The sequence below is a fragment of the Dyadobacter sp. CY356 genome, assembly GCF_021440195.1.
GTDB lineage: Bacteria > Bacteroidota > Bacteroidia > Cytophagales > Spirosomataceae > Dyadobacter.
This window is the reverse complement of record NZ_JAJTSZ010000005.1, coordinates 44,839-61,945: the sequence shown is the minus strand read 5'-3', so window position 1 is coordinate 61,945 and position 17,107 is coordinate 44,839. Positions and strand designations below refer to the sequence as shown.

Annotated in this window: 18 protein-coding genes; 7 read left to right on the top strand and 11 right to left on the bottom strand. The window is 40.1% G+C overall.

From position 1 onward, the window contains the following. Positions 1-60: 60 nt before the first annotated feature. The 6 genes from LXL81_RS16890 to LXL81_RS16865 all read right to left on the bottom strand — a co-directional run bounded on the left by LXL81_RS16890 (position 61) and on the right by LXL81_RS16865 (position 5,027). On the bottom strand, positions 61-1,194 hold the full coding sequence (locus LXL81_RS16890) for an aspartate aminotransferase family protein (protein ID WP_234647979.1): 1,134 nt from the start codon (positions 1,192-1,194) through the stop codon (positions 61-63). 121 nt (positions 1,195-1,315) lie between these two features. Next, positions 1,316-2,299, bottom strand: coding sequence for an N-acetyl-gamma-glutamyl-phosphate reductase (gene argC / locus LXL81_RS16885; RefSeq protein WP_234647978.1), 984 nt, complete (start codon positions 2,297-2,299; stop codon positions 1,316-1,318). After that, positions 2,299-2,700, bottom strand: a complete 402-nt coding sequence (locus LXL81_RS16880; protein ID WP_234647977.1) for a type II toxin-antitoxin system VapC family toxin — start codon at positions 2,698-2,700, stop codon at positions 2,299-2,301. The genes argC and LXL81_RS16880 overlap by 1 nt, the downstream gene beginning before the upstream one ends. Further along, positions 2,697-2,933 carry a DUF2281 domain-containing protein gene (locus LXL81_RS16875; RefSeq protein ID WP_234647976.1) on the bottom strand — a complete coding sequence of 79 codons (237 nt, stop codon included), beginning with the start codon at positions 2,931-2,933 and terminating at the stop codon, positions 2,697-2,699. Before LXL81_RS16875 ends, LXL81_RS16880 begins: the two co-directional genes overlap by 4 nt. Positions 2,934-2,986: 53 nt before the next feature. Beyond that, positions 2,987-4,186: an argininosuccinate synthase gene (argG, locus tag LXL81_RS16870; protein ID WP_234647975.1), complete on the bottom strand. Its 1,200-nt coding sequence runs from the start codon at positions 4,184-4,186 to the stop codon at positions 2,987-2,989. Between the two features lie 130 nt (positions 4,187-4,316). Further along, positions 4,317-5,027 (bottom strand): GNAT family N-acetyltransferase, encoded by a 711-nt coding sequence (locus tag LXL81_RS16865; protein WP_234647974.1) that lies wholly within the window; start codon positions 5,025-5,027, stop codon positions 4,317-4,319. A gap of 362 nt (positions 5,028-5,389) precedes the next feature. On the opposite strand from LXL81_RS16865, the gene aat reads away from it, so the two are divergent. The 3 genes from aat (at position 5,390) to LXL81_RS16850 (ending at position 8,379) form a co-directional block, all read left to right on the top strand. Continuing rightward, positions 5,390-6,019, top strand: a complete 630-nt coding sequence (gene aat, locus LXL81_RS16860; protein ID WP_234647973.1) for a leucyl/phenylalanyl-tRNA--protein transferase — start codon at positions 5,390-5,392, stop codon at positions 6,017-6,019. 72 nt (positions 6,020-6,091) lie between these two features. Next, positions 6,092-7,123, top strand: a complete 1,032-nt coding sequence (gene proB / locus LXL81_RS16855) for a glutamate 5-kinase (protein ID WP_234647972.1) — start codon at positions 6,092-6,094, stop codon at positions 7,121-7,123. Positions 7,124-7,128: 5 nt separating this feature from the next. Continuing rightward, complete coding sequence (locus LXL81_RS16850) at positions 7,129-8,379, top strand: glutamate-5-semialdehyde dehydrogenase (protein WP_234648344.1); 1,251 nt, start codon at positions 7,129-7,131, stop codon at positions 8,377-8,379. A 15-nt stretch (positions 8,380-8,394) separates the two neighbouring features. On the opposite strand, the gene LXL81_RS16845 is transcribed toward LXL81_RS16850, so the two are convergent. Continuing rightward, the gene (locus LXL81_RS16845) at positions 8,395-8,721 is read right to left on the bottom strand and encodes a HigA family addiction module antitoxin (RefSeq protein ID WP_234647971.1); all 327 of its coding nucleotides are present in this window, start codon (positions 8,719-8,721) and stop codon (positions 8,395-8,397) included. A 12-nt stretch (positions 8,722-8,733) separates the two neighbouring features. Beyond that, a complete protein-coding gene (locus tag LXL81_RS16840) occupies positions 8,734-9,012 on the bottom strand; it encodes a type II toxin-antitoxin system RelE/ParE family toxin (RefSeq protein ID WP_234647970.1) in 279 nt (92 codons plus the stop codon). Between the two features lie 125 nt (positions 9,013-9,137). On the opposite strand from LXL81_RS16840, the gene LXL81_RS16835 reads away from it, so the two are divergent. Further along, complete coding sequence (locus LXL81_RS16835; protein WP_234647969.1) at positions 9,138-10,226, top strand: M20 family metallo-hydrolase; 1,089 nt, start codon at positions 9,138-9,140, stop codon at positions 10,224-10,226. 23 nt (positions 10,227-10,249) lie between these two features. After that, complete coding sequence (locus tag LXL81_RS16830) at positions 10,250-11,077, top strand: enoyl-CoA hydratase/isomerase family protein (protein WP_234647968.1); 828 nt, start codon at positions 10,250-10,252, stop codon at positions 11,075-11,077. A 65-nt stretch (positions 11,078-11,142) separates the two neighbouring features. Here the strand turns inward: LXL81_RS16830 and LXL81_RS16825 are convergent, their stop codons facing one another. The 3 genes from LXL81_RS16825 to LXL81_RS16815 all read right to left on the bottom strand — a co-directional run bounded on the left by LXL81_RS16825 (position 11,143) and on the right by LXL81_RS16815 (position 14,164). Beyond that, a complete protein-coding gene (locus LXL81_RS16825) occupies positions 11,143-12,705 on the bottom strand; it encodes an Rne/Rng family ribonuclease (RefSeq protein WP_234647967.1) in 1,563 nt (520 codons plus the stop codon). A 265-nt stretch (positions 12,706-12,970) separates the two neighbouring features. Continuing rightward, the gene (locus LXL81_RS16820) at positions 12,971-13,828 is read right to left on the bottom strand and encodes a tetratricopeptide repeat protein (protein WP_234647966.1); all 858 of its coding nucleotides are present in this window, start codon (positions 13,826-13,828) and stop codon (positions 12,971-12,973) included. Positions 13,829-13,858: 30 nt separating this feature from the next. Beyond that, positions 13,859-14,164, bottom strand: a complete 306-nt coding sequence (locus tag LXL81_RS16815; RefSeq protein WP_090341329.1) for an HU family DNA-binding protein — start codon at positions 14,162-14,164, stop codon at positions 13,859-13,861. Positions 14,165-14,323: 159 nt separating this feature from the next. Here LXL81_RS16815 and mutY point away from each other — a divergent pair, with 159 nt between their 5' ends. Together mutY and LXL81_RS16805 are read left to right on the top strand one after the other, a co-directional pair. Continuing rightward, positions 14,324-15,403, top strand: coding sequence for an A/G-specific adenine glycosylase (gene mutY, locus LXL81_RS16810; RefSeq protein WP_234647965.1), 1,080 nt, complete (start codon positions 14,324-14,326; stop codon positions 15,401-15,403). A 496-nt stretch (positions 15,404-15,899) separates the two neighbouring features. Next, positions 15,900-17,090 carry a Gfo/Idh/MocA family protein gene (locus tag LXL81_RS16805; protein ID WP_234647964.1) on the top strand — a complete coding sequence of 397 codons (1,191 nt, stop codon included), beginning with the start codon at positions 15,900-15,902 and terminating at the stop codon, positions 17,088-17,090. Positions 17,091-17,107: the final 17 nt, after the last annotated feature.

The window sequence follows — 17,107 nt, the reverse complement described above, 5'->3', positions numbered from 1 at the left end:
TAATTCTATTTTCAAAATATCCATTGCGTCCATTGCGAAAACCTATTACGCCTATTGCGTTTAAGAAAGGCTAGTTACTTCTGTTCTTAATGCTTCCAAAAACAAATCAGCTTCTTCTTTCCCTAACGCAAGTGAAGGTAATAACCGAATTGTATTCGCCCCTGCAACACCCGTAAACATTTTATGCTCAAATAATAACTTATTCCGAAGATCTTTAACCGGGAAATCGTATTCAATTCCGATCATCAGACCACGGCCGCGGAGTTCTTTATATCCACCAATTTCCTTGATACCATTCATCAGATATTCGCCAATCTCGGAAGCATTATCCAAAAGGCTTTCGTTTTTCATAATGTCAAGCACAGCAATTCCCGCAGCACACGCCATGTGATTTCCACCAAAAGTTGTACCAAGCAAACCGTAACTCGCCTTGAATTTCGGAGAAATCAAAACACCACCGATTGGAAAACCATTACCCATACCTTTCGCCATTGTCATCAGGTCCGGATGGATTCCGCTGAACTGGTGCGAGAAGAATTTCCCGGTACGGCCATAACCACACTGAACACTATCGAGGATTAAAACAGCTCCGGTTTCATCACAACGTTTGCGTAAAGCCTGAAGAAATTCATCACTACTCACCTGAATCCCGCCAACACCCTGGATTCCTTCCACAATTACTGCACAAACTTCGTCAGTAATACCTTCTTCCAATGCTTCAATATTATTAAAAGGAAGAAAGGTTACATGTTTATTATAATTCACAGGAGCAACGATTGACGGATTATCAGTCGCTGCAACAGCACCGGCGGTACGTCCGTGAAATGCTTTTGTGAAAGCTACAACTTTTGAACGGCCTGTATGAAATGAGGCCAGCTTCAAAGCATTTTCATTGGCTTCTGCACCGGAATTCACAAGAAAAAGTTTGTAATCCGGATAACCTGAAAGATCTCCAAGTTTCTCAGCCAATTCCTCCTGCAAAGATATTTTTACTGAATTCGAGTAAAAGTTAATCGCATGAAGCTGCTTGCTTAACATATCGACATAATACGGATGGCAATGTCCAACGGAAATCACCGCGTGACCGCCATAAAGATCCAGGTATTTTGTACCATTCGTATCCCATAAATAACTTCCTTCAGCTTTTACAGGTTCTATATCGTAAAGGGGATATACATCAAATAAATGAGACATAGTAATATTTGTTTAGACGCAGAGGAATTAGAGTTTTACGCGGAGTACGCAGAATAAAAAATACAGCGTCCTCTGCGCTTTACCGCGCGGCGGCCGCTCTTTTAACTCTGCGTTTAATATATCAGAATGATGGTGCTTTTAACCTTAATCCTGCATCTTCTGGTAATCCGAAAATCAGGTTCAGGTTTTGAACTGCTTGTCCCGAAGCACCTTTTGTTAAATTATCAATGATACTGCTGATCAATAATTGCCCGTCATGTACTTCCAAATGAATAAAACATTTATTGGTATTGACAACCTGCTTTACATCAATCGGCGAATCGCTGATATGGGTAAATGGGTGTTCAGCATAATAGTTTTTATATAATTCTTTCGCTTCTTCAATCGTTCCGGAAAACGGCGTGTAAACATTAGCCATAATCCCACGGGTAAAATCACCACGATACGGAACGAAATTCACTGCCTTGTCAAAACCAGCCTGCAATTTTTTCAGGCTCATTTTTATTTCAGTCAAATGTTGGTGACTAAAAGCCTTGTAGATCGACAGGTTATTGTTTCTCCATGAAAAATGTGTCGTTGCACTAAGTGATTGTCCAGCACCAGTACTTCCTGTCACAGCACTTACATGAACATCTTCTTTCAACAAACCAGCATTTGCCAAGGGTAATATCGCCAGTTCAATACTCGTCGCAAAACAGCCAGGGTTAGCAATTTTGGTCGATATCTTTATTTTTTCTTTTTGAAGTTCAGGTAAACCATACGTGAACCCATTTGATTCATCACGGAAATCAGTACTTAAATCAATGATCTTCACTATTTCAGGAACGTTATATTCATCCAGAAACTTCTTCGATTCTCCATGACCTGAACACAAGAAAATCGCATTCAGACTTTCCTTATTTAACAAAGTTTGGATATCCTCTCCTGAAAAAGTCAGTTCTGTATCACCCAATAAATCTGTATGCGTTGCATAAACCGGTTTCCCGATCTGGCTTTTACTATGTGCAAAGGCAATATTTACATTCGGATGGTTTATGACAATTCTCAATAATTCTCCTCCTGTATACCCCGCGGCACCAATGATGCCTATGTTTATTTTGTTCATTATTCCACCCAATTTTCTAATTTCAAACCATTAACTCTTGTAAACTCTTTGGTATTATTGGTTACCAAAGTAATTCCTAAACTAAGAGCATGTGATGCGATTAACATATCATTTGAACCAATAATTAAACCCTTGGCTTCTAAATCTGCACGAATTAACGCATAAAACTTTGCCGCTGTGAAATCAAAATCAACAATGGTCAAAGGAGCTAAAAATTCTTCCAAAGCGGATTTATTCTGCTCTTTTTTGTAGCTTTTAGCAACGCCATACCATAGTTCTGCTACAACAATTGAGGAGACGAGAATTTCATCTTTTGATAAAGACAGAAATTTAGAAATTACCTCAGGTGGCCGTTCATTTATAATGTAGGCGATAATATTAGTATCAAGCAAATACTTCATTCAAACAAATTTTCAAGTTTATCTAATGGAGGTTGCGTACGATCCTTCATAAAATTATCAGAAAAGTTATCGAGGTTTTTCCACCATTTCTGAAATTCCTGATCAGACGAAAATAATCTCTTCCGTTTTTTTTCAACAATAAATTCCATGTAATCATATACTTCCTGAAGTAAATCAGGAGGCAATTCCAACGTCTTGCGCTGAATTTGATTTTGCAGTTCTGTTATTGTCATAACCGGAATTGTTTGATGCTATTAAAGTTTGAATTCCAAACCATCATTAATAATTAACCATTACTCTCGCTTACTTTCTGATAAATCATCACCTGGTTCGACGCAACTTTTGAGAATCCTCTTACATCGTCACCCGTCCAGGCATTGTTCATTTCACCATAACTTCCAAATTTCGAGGACATCAAATCAAATGGAGATTCAATTCCTTCTACGTAGAAACGGTATGGCGCAAGATGTACGTGTACTTTTCCTGTTACATGCGACTGCGTATCAGATAAGAATGCTTCGATGTTACGCATAACGGGTTCCGTGAACTGTCCCTTGTGAAGTAGCGTCCCGTAAGTATTAGAAAGTTGCTCTTTCCAGTAAAGTTGCTGCTCACTCAAAACGTGTTTTTCAAGCGTATGATGTGCTTTAATGATAATCAAAGGAGCAGCGGCTTCAAAACCAACGCGACCTTTGATGCCAATAATGGTATCACCCACGTGAATATCACGACCGATTCCAAATGGCTGCGCAATCGCTGCCAATTTCTGGATTGCCTGAACCGGGTTTTCAAAAGATTCGCCGGCAACACCTTTCAATTCACCTTCGACAAATTCCAGCGTGATCGTTTCAGGTTCAGTTTTGGAAACCTGCGTTGGCCATGCTTCTTCCGGAAGATATTTTTCGGATGTCAAAGTTTCTTTACCTCCAACCGAAGTTCCCCAAAGACCTTTGTTGATACTATATGCAGCCTTAGCCCATTCGCGACCAACACCTTTTTTAGTTAAATACTCAATTTCAGCTTCACGTGAAAGTTTTAGGTCACGAATTGGTGTAATAATTTCAGCTTCCGGAATGATTATACGGAACGCCATATCAAAACGAACCTGGTCATTTCCAGCCCCGGTACTTCCGTGCGCAATCGCCGTAGCACCAATTTCTTTTGCATATTCAGCAACAGCAACCGCCTGAAACACACGTTCAGCACTTACAGAAAGTGGGTAGGTATTGTTTTTTAAAACGTTACCAAAAATCAGATATTTAATACAATCGTTGTAGTAATCTGTTGTTTTTGAAATAGTAGCATGACTTTTCACACCTAACGAATAGGCATTCGCTTCAATAGTTTTAAGGTCTTCTTCTGTGAAACCACCGGTGTCAACCAAAACTGAATAAACTTCATAGCCTTTGTCTTCGGCTAAATACTTTACACAAAATGAGGTGTCCAATCCTCCACTAAACGCTAATACTACTTTGGGCTGTGACATTCTATTGTTTTATTCTGGTGTTAATTAAAATGGAATTACAAAGTAACGAAAAATACCTCGCATCGGAGTTTAAAAGCTGCCGGGCGAGGTATTTAGAATGATATAATAATCAATAATATGAGTGCTGTACTTAGTGTACGAGCATCGCCTCGGCATTTTTCTTTTTGGCACGTTCTTCCCTTCGCAGCAAAATACGTTGTTTAATACGCATCCAGCGCTCGTAAAGACTCGATTCTTTCAAAAAATCCCATGAATCTTTTTCATGTTTCGCCTCGACTTCTTTGTGATCTTCAGGATTGTACATCATGCCGGTGCACAAGCAGTGTTTTCTGCCCGTACGGCTCAGTACATCATAATTTACACAGCTCGCACAGCCTTTCCAGAACGCGTCATCCGCAGGAAGTTCGCTGAAAGTAACAGGCTCGTAACCCAGATCGGAGTTGATCTTCATTACAGGCAAGCTGGTGGTGATACCAATAATTTTGGCATCAGGGTATTTTTTACGTGAAAGTTCAAATGCTTTTTGCTTGATCGCTTTTGCCATTCCGCTCTGACGGAAATTCGGATGTACGATCAGACCGGAATTGGCAACAAATTTGCCGTGTTCCCAGGTTTCGATATAACAAAAACCTACCCATTCTCCCGTGTCAGTAGTGGCAATAATCGCTTTTCCTTCTACCATTTTTTCCATGATATAAACAGGAGAGCGTTTTGCTATACCAGTACCACGTTTTTTGGCACTCTCTTCCATTTCTGCACAAATGGTTTCGGCAAAATGGAGATGATTTTCATTGGCAGCTTGTACAATAAACTTACTGCCTACTACTTCGGTATTTTTCATTTATGAATGTACTGACGAAAAATTGTTCGAAACAAAAATTAAATTCCCAGAAAACTACGATGGGACGTTTCAAAAATTTAAAAAAGACGGGGATAGAAGTTTTACCACATAGGTAAACAAGAGTTAGACGGTCCTGGGGGACCTAAACCTGAAAGGTGTAGTATGAAGAACAGTATGTATGCCGTTGCTATTCATTTGACTTGGTTGGTCCGTCTAAGAGGATGCAAATTTTGTAAAAAAAAATGTTACTTGAAAGAAACATGCATTATATTTTTATAGTTCGTCCTATGGAAAAAATATTCGGGCATAACAACAAATTTTCTAGCTTGCATCGGTCTTATGATTTTGAATGATTTTTTGGAATGACAACCCTGACAGCTGACGATCTTCTTTACGGATACATCAATGGAATTTTTCCAATGGCCGAGCAGGATGGAACAATCTATTGGTATTCCCCCGATCCCAGAGCTGTTATACCTATAGACTCATACAAACCTCACAAGTCACTCCGCCCGGTCATTAATAAAAGAACTTTTGAGATCCGGGTTGATTTTGATTTTGAAGGTGTCATGCGTGGTTGTGCAGCGCCTCGTTCCCAGGAAGATGGAACCTGGATATCTGACGATATTATTTTTGCTTATACTAATCTGCATAAGCTTGGTTACGCACATAGCGTGGAAGCTTACCGGGAAAATAAACTGGTCGGTGGCTTATATGGTGTATCAATAGGTGGCGTATTTTTCGGAGAATCCATGTTTTATACCGAACCAAATTCTTCCAAGGTTGCTTTTCATTATTTGATAGAAATTCTACGCGCGAACGGGTATCAGTTACTGGATACACAATTTATCAACGACAATGTTTTAAGATATGGGGCGATAGAAATTCCCCGAACCGATTATATGGAAAAGTTGAAAAAGGCGCTTCAGTTAAATAGAAAATTTCTTCTAAATCCGTCGCAAACTTCCCCGCCCAAACATTCCGCTTTTTAATAACCGGCTAACTCAGTAATTTTAGCCTGAAAAGCCATTCCTGGCGTAAGAAGTATTTTAAGTATTCTCAAAGTGTCAAAACCAATTCTTGTTATCAAGTTCGGGACGGCGTCTATCACGCTTCCTTCCGGTGAGCCCGATGTTACGATTATTTCGGAAGTTGCCCGTCAGGTTTCTTTGCTTCATCCCAGTTATCGCATCATCATCGTTTCTTCAGGTGCGGTGGGGGCCGGAAAAGCTTATATCAATGATTACAAGGGAACGATGACGCAGCGGAAAGCGGCAGCGTCTGTCGGAAATCCGTTATTAGTTGGACTATATGCCAGTTATTTCGCACCCAATGGGATTTTTATTGCGCAGAGTCTTTGTGAACGTCAGCATTTTGCCAACCGTAACAAATTTTTGCAGTTGAAAAATACGTTTGAAGAATTATGGCAAAACAATATTATTCCCATTGTTAATGAGAATGACGTTGTCAGTGATCGTGAGTTGAAATTTTCGGATAATGATGAGTTGGCAACTTTACTAGCCGTCGGTTTTGGAGCAGAAACATTGATGTTTTGTACTTCCGTTGGCGGATTGCTGGACGAAGAAGGGAAAATTATCGGGAACGTATCCAATGTTAATGAGGTTTTTAAATTTGTACGGACTGATAAATCTTTTCTTGGTTTAGGGGGAATGGCTTCCAAATTAACATTCGCCAAACTTGCTACCCGCATGGGAATAAAGGTTTTCATTTTTGGAATGAAACAACAGGACGAACTATTGAAAGCACTTGACGGAAAGGCTGGTACGGAAATGAGTCCGGAGAAAAGTACATTATCCGCAAGAAACCGTTGGTTAGGAAGCGGAGGATTGGTTTCAGGCAGATTGCAGGTAGATGAAGGGGCAACCAAGGCATTATTGAAAAGAAAAAGTTTATTGGCCGTTGGTGTCACAGAAGTAACCGGGGATTTTGAAGCGGGAGAGATTATCGAAATTTATTCTCCAGAGCAGGAAATGATCGCAGTGGCACGTGCAAGAGAAACTTCGGGTGCTATAAAAGTGAATTTGAAAACATTGAATTTTGAAGTGGCACACGCCAACGATATCGTTTTATTATAATGGAACTGGAATCTATAATACCTCTTTTAAAAGCAACGAAAGACGCCTCGGTGGCGGTTCGGAAATTATCTAACAAACAGAGAGCAGACTTGCTTAATGCTTTGGCAGAAAAAGTTTTGGCAAATAAGGCCAATATCATCTCAGAAAACCAAAAGGATCTGGTATTGATGGATGATGCCGACCCCAAGAAAGATCGACTGCTTTTGAATGAAAAAAGGATTATTGATTTAGCCCAAAGTTTACGTGATGTGGCCGCTTTGCCGGATCCGACGGGAGAAGTTTTGTTGGAAAAAACAATAGAGCAGGGAATGTCATTACAAAAATTGACTGTTCCGCTTGGCGTAGTTGGCGTTATTTATGAATCCAGGCCGAATGTTACACTTGATGTAGCATCTCTGTGTCTGCGTTCAGGAAATGCCTGCGTTTTGAAAGGTGGAAAAGAAGCACATTTTTCAAATACATATCTTGTAGGTTTAATCCATGAAAGTCTGGCTGAAATGGGAATTGATGAAGCTGCGGTGATGCTTTTGCCGACTGACCGGAAATTTGTCAATGAACTTTTGACTGCGACAAAATACGTGGATATCATTATTCCTCGCGGTTCAGAAGGACTTATCCAGTTTGTTCGTAAAAATTCTCTGGTACCAACCATCGAGACAGGTGCTGGTGTTTGTCATACGTATGTAGAAAAAACAGCTGATCTAGAAAAGGCGAAAAATATTGTTGTAAATGCAAAAGTGTCCCGTCCATCGGCTTGTAATGCGCTTGATACAGTTTTAGTAGACAGAGAAGTTGCTGCTGCGTTTTTACCAACGCTAAAAGAGGATTTTATAAATTGGAACATTGAAGTTTTTGCAGACGAAACATCTTTTGATATTCTTCAAAAAGCAGAATATCCATTTTTACAAAAAGCGGAACCGGAAGATTTTGGAAGAGAATTTCTTGATTATAAATGCTCGATTAAAATTGTCGATGGATTAGATGCGGCAATTAATCATATTTATAATTTCTCATCAAGTCATTCCGAAGCGATTATTTCAAAAGATGCTGCCGCGATTGAAAAGTTTTTAAATGAAGTTGATGCAGCTGCGGTATATGCCAATGCCTCAACGCGTTTTACAGATGGCGGCGTTTTCGCTTTGGGTGCTGAAATTGGAATTTCAACACAAAAACTACACGCCCGTGGGCCTTTTGCTTTGGAAAAACTGGTGACTGAAAAATGGGTTGTGAGGGGTGACGGGCAAATTAGAGCGTAATATTGTTTCTTGTCACTACGCAGATTCTAATGTTCGTGGTGACAAGAAATGTCTCACTTCACTTTTGTTCACTTTCTTTTCCGCGTGCCACAAATCATAGTCTGATTGCAATTTTACCCAAAATTGAGGCGATGAACCAAATGCCTCAGATAATCTGATCGCCATTTCTGAGCTTATTCCCTGACGTTGATTCAAAATTGATGAAACAGTGCTCCTTGTTACGCCCAGTCCTTTTGCGACAGTAGTAATTGTCAAAGTATTTCCAGTCTCCTCTTTTATTCCTTCCATAATATCCCGAATCATGGATCCTGGATGTGGAGGTTTCATGCCTCGATTGATCATATATAACCTTTATTAATGGTAGTCGATATAGTCGACGTCAAACACAATCCCGTTTTCCAGTCTAAATATAATTCTAAAATTTTTATCAACCTTAACAGACCAAAAACCTTTCAAATTTCCTGTAAGTTCATGAAGTCCCCAACCGATCTGGTTCATATCTTCAATACTGAACGACTCATCCAGGCGATAAAGAATTCGTCTAATCTTTTCAATATGGTGAGGTTGTAATTTAGAAGGATCATCCTTTTCATACAATAGCCTCAGACCTTTGTGTCGAAAGTTTATTATCATAACACAACTATTGAACAAAATGTTATAGGTTCAAAGAGATTTGACGTGCTCAGATTGAAAGGTCACTCTTGTAATTCCTTTTTTATACCTTTGCCCAAGATATTGTTGTACCAGAAAACCCAAATATGTCCTCCATAACTGATTCTGAAGATATCCAACAACTTACGCAGGAAGTAATCTCTTTACTAAAAAAACTGATTGAAACACCTTCATTTAGTAGGGAGGAAGAACATACAGCTGCGTTGATCCAGGATTTTTTCAGACAAAAAGAGATTCCTTTTCAGACAAAAAAAAATAATATCTGGGCTTACAATAGATATTTTGATCCCGCAAAACCTACTGTTCTTTTAAATTCTCACCACGATACGGTAAAACCAAATAAATCCTGGACACTGGATCCTTTTCAGGCTTTGGTTGAAGATGATAAGCTTTTTGGCTTGGGAAGTAATGATGCAGGTGGTTGTCTGGTTTCGTTGATTGCTACTTTTTGTTATTTCTATAATCGCGAAGATTTAACTTACAATATCGTGATTGCTGCCACAGCAGAAGAGGAAATTTCAGGGAAGGAAGGTTTGGAAATTGTTGTTCCTGAACTTCCGGAAATAGCTTTTGCGATTGTTGGCGAACCAACGGAAATGCATTTGGCAGTAGCGGAAAAAGGTTTGCTAGTACTGGATTGCACTGCTAATGGAAAGTCAGGACACGCGGCGAGAGAAGAAGGGGATAACGCGATTTATAAAGCCATTCAGGATATAGATTGGATCCGGAATTATAAATTCCCAAAAGTTTCCCCGACTTTGGGGCCAATAAAAATGTCGGTTACGATCATCAATGCCGGGACGCAGCATAATGTTGTTCCGGATACCTGCGTTTTTACAGTTGATGTTCGGGCAACGGATCAATATACTCTGGAAGAAATCATTGAAGTGATCCAGGAAAATATTCAGTCGGAAGTTAGTGCGCGTTCGATTCGCCTGCGCCCTTCGAGTATTCCGATGGAACATCCGATTGTTCAGGCAGGCTTAAAAAGAGGCAGAACTGCTTATGGCTCCCCGGCCACCTCCGATCAGGCATTGCTGGATTGTCCGTCTTTGAAAATGGGCCCGGGACACTCGGAGCGTTCACATACCGCCAACGAATTTATTTATTTCCATGAAATCGAAGCTGGTATTCTGCAATATATCAGTATGCTGGAAGAAGTTGTGACTAAATAGTTTCACCTTAATATTTGCCTATTATGCTTTTTTTCAAAGAAGAAGATATTGAAAAATTTGATACAGTACGGTTTCTGTATATCAAAACTTCTTTGAAAGGACATGTTGTTGAAATAATCCTAAATCGGCCGGAAAAGCGAAATGCTTTCACGCCAACAATGGCAAGTGAAATTGCATTTGCATTGGCTTATGCGGAAAACCGGCATGAAATTCGTTGCGTTATTATCAAAGCAGAAGGTACTGTTTTCTGTGCTGGTGCGGATCTTAACGCTTTTCACGATTCAACAGCAGATCAAAAAAATCAAACACTTCCTGAACCAATAGAAGAAATAAGACTTGGTGATGCTTTTGCGAATTTACATAAACCATGTATCGCTCAAGTGGAAGGGTCTGTCTTTGCAGGAGGTTTTTTGATTGTCTGTGGATGTACTTTTGTAGTGAGTATACCAGAGGCAAATTTTAGTTTACCCGAAGTAAAAAGAGGAATATGGCCAATGCAGGTGATGGCGTCATTACTAGAAATTATCCCAAAAAGAAAAATGCTGGAAATGTCAATAACCGGGAAAAGTTATTCGGCGGAAGAGGCAATGAATTTCGGTTTGGTCACCCAAATTGCAGAGAAAGAAATTATTGAAAACGAAGTCAATAATCTAGCTAATCAAATTTGTTTAAATGCTCCCTACGCTATTAAATCAGGAATGGAAACACTTCAAAATTTATCAGATATAGCGGAAAACAATCGCCATAACTATCTTAAAGCTCAATTGGATAAACTCCTAAAATCCGAAGACGCAAAAGAAGGCACAGCCGCTTTCAAAGAAAAACGAACTCCAACCTGGAAAGGAAAGTAACAGAATTGCCAAAAACTTACACCGAGCCAAAGCCGAAAGCTGATTGCCGACAGCCGACTGCCAATTTAGCTTCCCGGAACAATCTCAATTTCCTCACCATACTTGTTATGGAATTTAAAATCGATAACACCAAGTGACGTATCTTTAATCAGTTTCACCCAGGTTTTGTATTGGAAAAGCCATTTTACCTGTTCAGAAATTATTCCTTTCGTGAAATAAGCATGAATAAACGGATGAAGCGCGATGGTGATACCACGTTCATTTTGTTTTGAAAGAATATAATCCAGATTCGACAAAATAATATCTGTTACCAGAATACTTGCCTGGATCGTTCCCGTACCGCCGCAAGTCGGGCAGGTTTCGCGGGTAACAATATTCATTTCGGGTCTTACACGCTGACGTGTGATTTGCAGTAACCCGAATTTCGAAAGCGGAAGAACCGTATATTTTGAACGGTCACCTTTCATTTCGTCCCGCATCATGTCAAAAAGAACGCGCTTGTTTTCCGCCTTCTTCATGTCAATGAAATCGACAACGATAATTCCACCCATATCGCGAAGGCGCAATTGGCGGGCAATTTCTTTCGCTGCTTCAATGTTTACACTGAGCGCAGTAGCTTCCTGATCTTCTTCGGAATTGGACTTATTTCCACTGTTCACGTCGATAACGTGCAAAGCTTCTGTATGTTCAATGATCAGATAACCACCGTTTGGCAAACTTACCGAACGGCCAAAAAGTGATTTAATTTGCTTCTCTAAACCGAATTGTTCAAATATCTTGTTCTTGCCATTATGCAATTTCAGGATACTTTCTTTATCCGGCGCAATGTTGTGGATATAGGCTTTTATGTCCTCATAAACTTCTTTTGAATCCACTGTAATGCTGTCAAACGATTCGTTCAACATATCACGGATAATCGAAGAAGCACGGTTCATTTCACCGATCACACGGTCGCGTGGCTTGGCATCACGCAGTATTTTGATACCATTTTCCCATTTGTCAAGACAATCCTGAAGATCTTTATTCAGTTCGTCTACATCTTTTCCAGTGGCAACAGTACGGATAATAACACCGAAGTTGGCTGGTTTGATGGAAGACATCAGTCTCTGCAAACGTGTTCTTTCCTGCTTGTCAGTAATCTTTTTAGAAAGGTTAACTGAATTTGAGAAAGGAACCAGAACGATATAACGGCCTGCGATAGAAATATCACAAGACAGGCGGGGACCTTTTGTTGAAATTGGTTCTTTTACGATCTGAACCAGAATAGCCTGGTTTTTGGAAAGTACTTTATCAATCTTGCCAAGTTTTTCGATTTCAGGCTCCATTTTGAAGTTATTCAACTTCCCGGAATTAGCCCTTTTCGAAATTACATCTTTGGTTAATTTGTTGAGCGAGTTAATATTAGGACCTAGATCCAGATAATGCAAAAAAGCATCTTTTTCGAAACCTACGTCTACAAATGCGGCATTAAGCCCAGGCACCAGTTTTCTCACAGTACCAAGGTAAATATCACCAACGGTAAAGCTCTGATCCGGTGTTTCGACGTGGTATTCTAACAGACGTTTATCTTGCAAAAGGGCAATACGTTCTCCCTTTTGAGTAGAATTTATTAGTAATTCGTTACTCAATGTTCAACCAACCAAATGGCTATATAAAGTTAATACTCGACCTCCTGCTTTACATTGAAAGACAGGCAACATATATATCGTAAGTGATAATATGACCGGATCAATTTGATAGAGATCCGGTCATACATCAATTATTTCTTCTTATGTCTATTTTTTCTAAGACGTTTCTTTCTCTTGTGAGTGGAAATCTTATGTCTCTTTCTTTTCTTTCCGCAAGGCATAAATTTATGTCGTTTATATAATAAAAAATAATTGTTTTACTTATTTAATTGTCAAGACGCTCCTGAAGTTCGATAAGCGCCTGTTGGATAACAGGATCCTTCTCTTCTTTTTTTACTTCCGCCAATACTTTACGGGCCTCATCTTTGTTCCCCAGTTCAACAAGTGTCAATCCCAGGTAGAATTTTGCTTTCGTATTTGCAGGATTATTCGTCAAAATTTGTCTGAATCTGTCCGCTGCTTTTGCATATTGATTCGAACGCATAGATAGAATACCAAGATTAAACAAAGCTAGTTCATTTGTTGGATCCGTATCCAAAACTTCGCGCAACATCAAAATTCCCTGCATCGGGTTTTCTGTGTTCACATATGTCATGGCCATATTGGCTTTTGCAGCCAGCAGACCAGGATTTTTTTCAATTGCCTTACCATAAAATTCGCGCGTTTTGTTACCAAGGCTTTTCGCTTTGGCGTCATCAACGGCAAATCCGTATGCTTCGTAATAACGGTCACCAGCTTTTGTGATATTCTCAACAGAAGGAGCCAGCTGTGCTACTTTCTCCGCATAACTGGCGGCACTGTCAAACTTTTGAAGTTTGGCAAATGTGTCAGACAATTTTAATCCGGCAGCTATTTTGTCTTTTCCGGTTGCCTGATTGAAGCCACTTCTCTGCAAATCAACGGTTTTTTGTTGTTCCGGGGATAAAGTGGCTCCATCATGCATGTTTGAGGGAGTTTCGGATGCCGGAGTAGCTGGTGCCCTAGCACCTGGCGCTTTTGCAGCCTGACTCTTCTCGGTGTCCACTTCTTTTGCTTTTGTATTCACAACCACCTTCGGAAGACTGTAAAGAGTTCCAACCAGGGCCAACGCCAATACACAAGAAAGAATTATAGACTTTTTCATACTGTTTTAATCAAACCTAATTAAGGCAAATTATTTTTCAGCGAGATCTTTCAATTTGTCACTTACCTTCACCTGTTCAACAAAAACTTTTGCTGGCTTGAAGCTTGGTACAAAATGCTCGTCAATGATCATTGAAGTTCCTTGAGAGATATTACGAGCTACTTTACGGGCACGCTTTTTATTGATAAAGCTACCAAAACCTCTAACATATAGATTTTCACCCTCTGCAAGCGAGTCTTTCACAACAGTGAAAAACGATTCTAGCGTTTGTTGAACATCGCCCTTGTCTACACCTGTTTTCTCGGAAATTTGTGCGATTACGTCTGCCTTAGTCACTTTGATTATTTACTTTAAGTGGATATTATTTCGTTTATTTATTTCCTCCTCCAAATTTTGGGAACACAAAGGTAGGGTAATTTTACCATAATTTAAAAGGTTAGCATTTTCATTTTTTTTCTAATTGGTTAAAAAACAGTGTATATAAGTCAAAACGTTATGCTACCCGATCATTTACAACTACTTGAATTTAACGCAAAACTGAAATCCTGGTATCTCCAAAACCATCGTCCGCTTCTTTGGAGACAAACCACTGACCCATATAAAATTTGGCTTTCGGAGATAATTCTGCAACAAACACGTGTGGCTCAGGGAACTCCGTATTATGAAAAGTTTCTGATTAACTATCCGACAGTATTTGATCTGGCTGCTGCGGATGAGCGGGATGTGCTGAGATTATGGCAGGGTTTGGGCTATTATTCCAGAGCCAGAAACATGCATCATACCGCCAGGCATATTGTCGAAGAATGGGAGGGGAAGTTTCCTGAAAGTGCTGTTAAACTTGCAAAACTCAAAGGTTTAGGGGCCTACACTGCCGCAGCCATTGCATCTTTTGCTTTTAACGAGGCTGTGCCGGCTATCGATGGAAATGTGTACAGGGTGATGTCACGTCTTTTTGGAATTTTTACGGATATACTAAGTTCCGGTGCAAAAAATGAATTCACTAATCTCGCTAAACAGATTATTTCACAGGAAGATCCTGCAACATATAATCAGGCTATGATCGAGTTCGGGGCCTTGCAATGTGTGCCCGTTTCACCTAATTGTTCTGTTTGCCCTTTTACTTATATGTGTTACGCGTATGAATTCAATATGCAGAACAAGCTGCCTGTCAAGATGAAAAAGAATGCTGTGAAAAACCGGTATTTCAACTATTTCATTTTGCAAAAAGGAAATAGTCTGGCAATGCATGAGCGGCTCAAAAAGGATATCTGGAAAGGACTTTATGATTTTTATTTAGTAGAATCGCCATCTGATATTAACACGCCTGATGATTTGACAAAAGACGTTTTTCTTGAAGACTGGAAAAACAAAGGAACAATTCGCCAGGTTCTGAAAGAATACACGCATTTATTAACGCATCAAAGATTAACAGTAAGATTCTGGTGGATTACGATTCCGGAAGATGAGGTTTTAAATCTGCCGGAGGATATGGCATTTTATGCCCGTAATGAAGTGGAGGAATTGCCGAAACCTATTTTAATGGATACAGTTTTAAAAGAAGAATTGTTTTTGTAATCTTTCTTGCTACTAATACACATATTTTCCACGAATGTTGCCGTAATTTATTCCTGAGAATTCGGGCATTCGTGTGAAATCTATTTTCGAAATGACATCTTTCCAAATCATCCGAGTATTGAACGGAATGTAACAGCTTTGAAAGCCGAGGATAGGAACAAGAAGCAAAAGGAATTGAGAAAATATGAATAAATAAATTATTACGGTGCTCTGCACCTTTGGGCCATTCATATCATATCACTGGTTACTACAAATATTGTGGTGCTCTGCACCTTTTCGTCCCAGGTACAGAGTGCCGCAGTAATTGTAGTTGTAGAGATTATTTATTGTTACAAATAGTTGGGTACTCTGTACCTACCGCGGTCATAGGTACAGAGTACCGCAATAATTGTAGCTGAATGAGGTCAAAGATTTCCAAGGTGCAGAGCACCGAAATATTATTTAGTTTCGAAGGTTTGATTTCCAGACACCAATTCACCTAACCCAATGAATCCTTATGCAAAAAATAGCCATGCTCGGGTCCGGATTTATCGGACGTTTTTATGCGGAATCCATTCATGGCCAGCGCGGCCGCGACCGGGTTGTTGCAATTTATGCGCGTCGGGAAGAAAGTGCGAAGAAATTCGCGGATGATTATGGTTGTGATTTCTGGTCCATAAGTATGGAAGAGATTATTTCCAGTCCGAGTGTTAATATGGTGTGTATTGCACTGCCAAATAATCTTCACGAAGAGGCCGTGATGCTTTGTGCAAAACATAAAAAGGCCGTTGTTTCCACAAAGCCTTTGGGAAGAAACGCCGACGAGGCGCTTCGTATGATGCAAGCGGTGGAAGAAGCCGGGATTTTTGCCGGTTATCTGGAAGATCTTTGTTACAGTCCGAAATTTTTAAAGGCACTGGAAAGTGTTAAAACCGGAGCACTGGGCAGAATTATCTGGGCAAAATCCAGAGAGGCACATCCTGGCCCGCATAGTGAATGGTTTTGGGATATTGAGCAGGCAGGCGGCGGTTGTATTCTGGATCTGGGTTGCCATTGCATCGAAATTTCAAGGAATTTTATTGGCAAAGATATTCGGCCGGTGGAAGTCATGTGCTGGGCAGATACGCAGGTAAAACCGATTGATGCAGAAGATCATGCCATTGCTTTGGTGAAATATGAAAATGGAGCAATAGGCCAATTTGAAGTAAGCTGGACATTCCGGGGGGGTATGGATTTGCGTGATGAAGTGATGGGAACCGAAGGGACAATCTGGATCAATAATTTCCTTCGCACGGGATTTGAAATGTACACCTCCGGAAGCGGCGGTGATTATGTTGCAGAAAAAGCGGAAAGTAAAAGCGGCTGGCTTTTTCCGGTTGGAGATGAAGTAAATGATCTGGGTTACAATCACATGTTCACGGATATGTTTAATGCGGCAGAAGAAGGGCGTGATGCGGCCGAAACTTTCTATGACGGTTATGTCGTGAATGCGGTGATTGATGCCGCCTATCGTTCTTCAAAAACCAAGTTGTGGGAGAAAGTCGAACTCCCTGTTTGGCGTGGACAGGAAGGCGTTACCAAACCTTCAAATTATGTTGAATATGATGAAGAACATTATCTGATCAAACAGGAAGTGACGCACGACGGACGGAACAAATTGATTCTGAAAAATAAAATTACAGGAAAAATCAGTGAGCAGGATGTATGAAAAATGATTCAGAATAC

Bases quoted from the DNA above. Each gene is read 5' to 3' on its own strand.
- LXL81_RS16890 (WP_234647979.1), bottom strand. From the start codon at position 1,194: ATGTCTCATTTATTTGATGTATATCCCCTTTACGATATAGAACCTGTA.
- argC (WP_234647978.1), bottom strand. From the start codon at position 2,299: ATGAACAAAATAAACATAGGCATCATTGGTGCCGCGGGGTATACAGGA.
- LXL81_RS16880 (WP_234647977.1), bottom strand. From the start codon at position 2,700: ATGAAGTATTTGCTTGATACTAATATTATCGCCTACATTATAAATGAA.
- LXL81_RS16875 (WP_234647976.1), bottom strand. From the start codon at position 2,933: ATGACAATAACAGAACTGCAAAATCAAATTCAGCGCAAGACGTTGGAA.
- argG (WP_234647975.1), bottom strand. From the start codon at position 4,186: ATGTCACAGCCCAAAGTAGTATTAGCGTTTAGTGGAGGATTGGACACC.
- LXL81_RS16865 (WP_234647974.1), bottom strand. From the start codon at position 5,027: ATGAAAAATACCGAAGTAGTAGGCAGTAAGTTTATTGTACAAGCTGCC.
- aat (WP_234647973.1), top strand. From the start codon at position 5,390: ATGACAACCCTGACAGCTGACGATCTTCTTTACGGATACATCAATGGA.
- LXL81_RS16845 (WP_234647971.1), bottom strand. From the start codon at position 8,721: ATGATCAATCGAGGCATGAAACCTCCACATCCAGGATCCATGATTCGG.
- LXL81_RS16840 (WP_234647970.1), bottom strand. From the start codon at position 9,012: ATGATAATAAACTTTCGACACAAAGGTCTGAGGCTATTGTATGAAAAG.
- LXL81_RS16835 (WP_234647969.1), top strand. From the start codon at position 9,138: ATGTCCTCCATAACTGATTCTGAAGATATCCAACAACTTACGCAGGAA.
- LXL81_RS16830 (WP_234647968.1), top strand. From the start codon at position 10,250: ATGCTTTTTTTCAAAGAAGAAGATATTGAAAAATTTGATACAGTACGG.
- LXL81_RS16820 (WP_234647966.1), bottom strand. From the start codon at position 13,828: ATGAAAAAGTCTATAATTCTTTCTTGTGTATTGGCGTTGGCCCTGGTT.
- mutY (WP_234647965.1), top strand. From the start codon at position 14,324: ATGCTACCCGATCATTTACAACTACTTGAATTTAACGCAAAACTGAAA.
- LXL81_RS16805 (WP_234647964.1), top strand. From the start codon at position 15,900: ATGCAAAAAATAGCCATGCTCGGGTCCGGATTTATCGGACGTTTTTAT.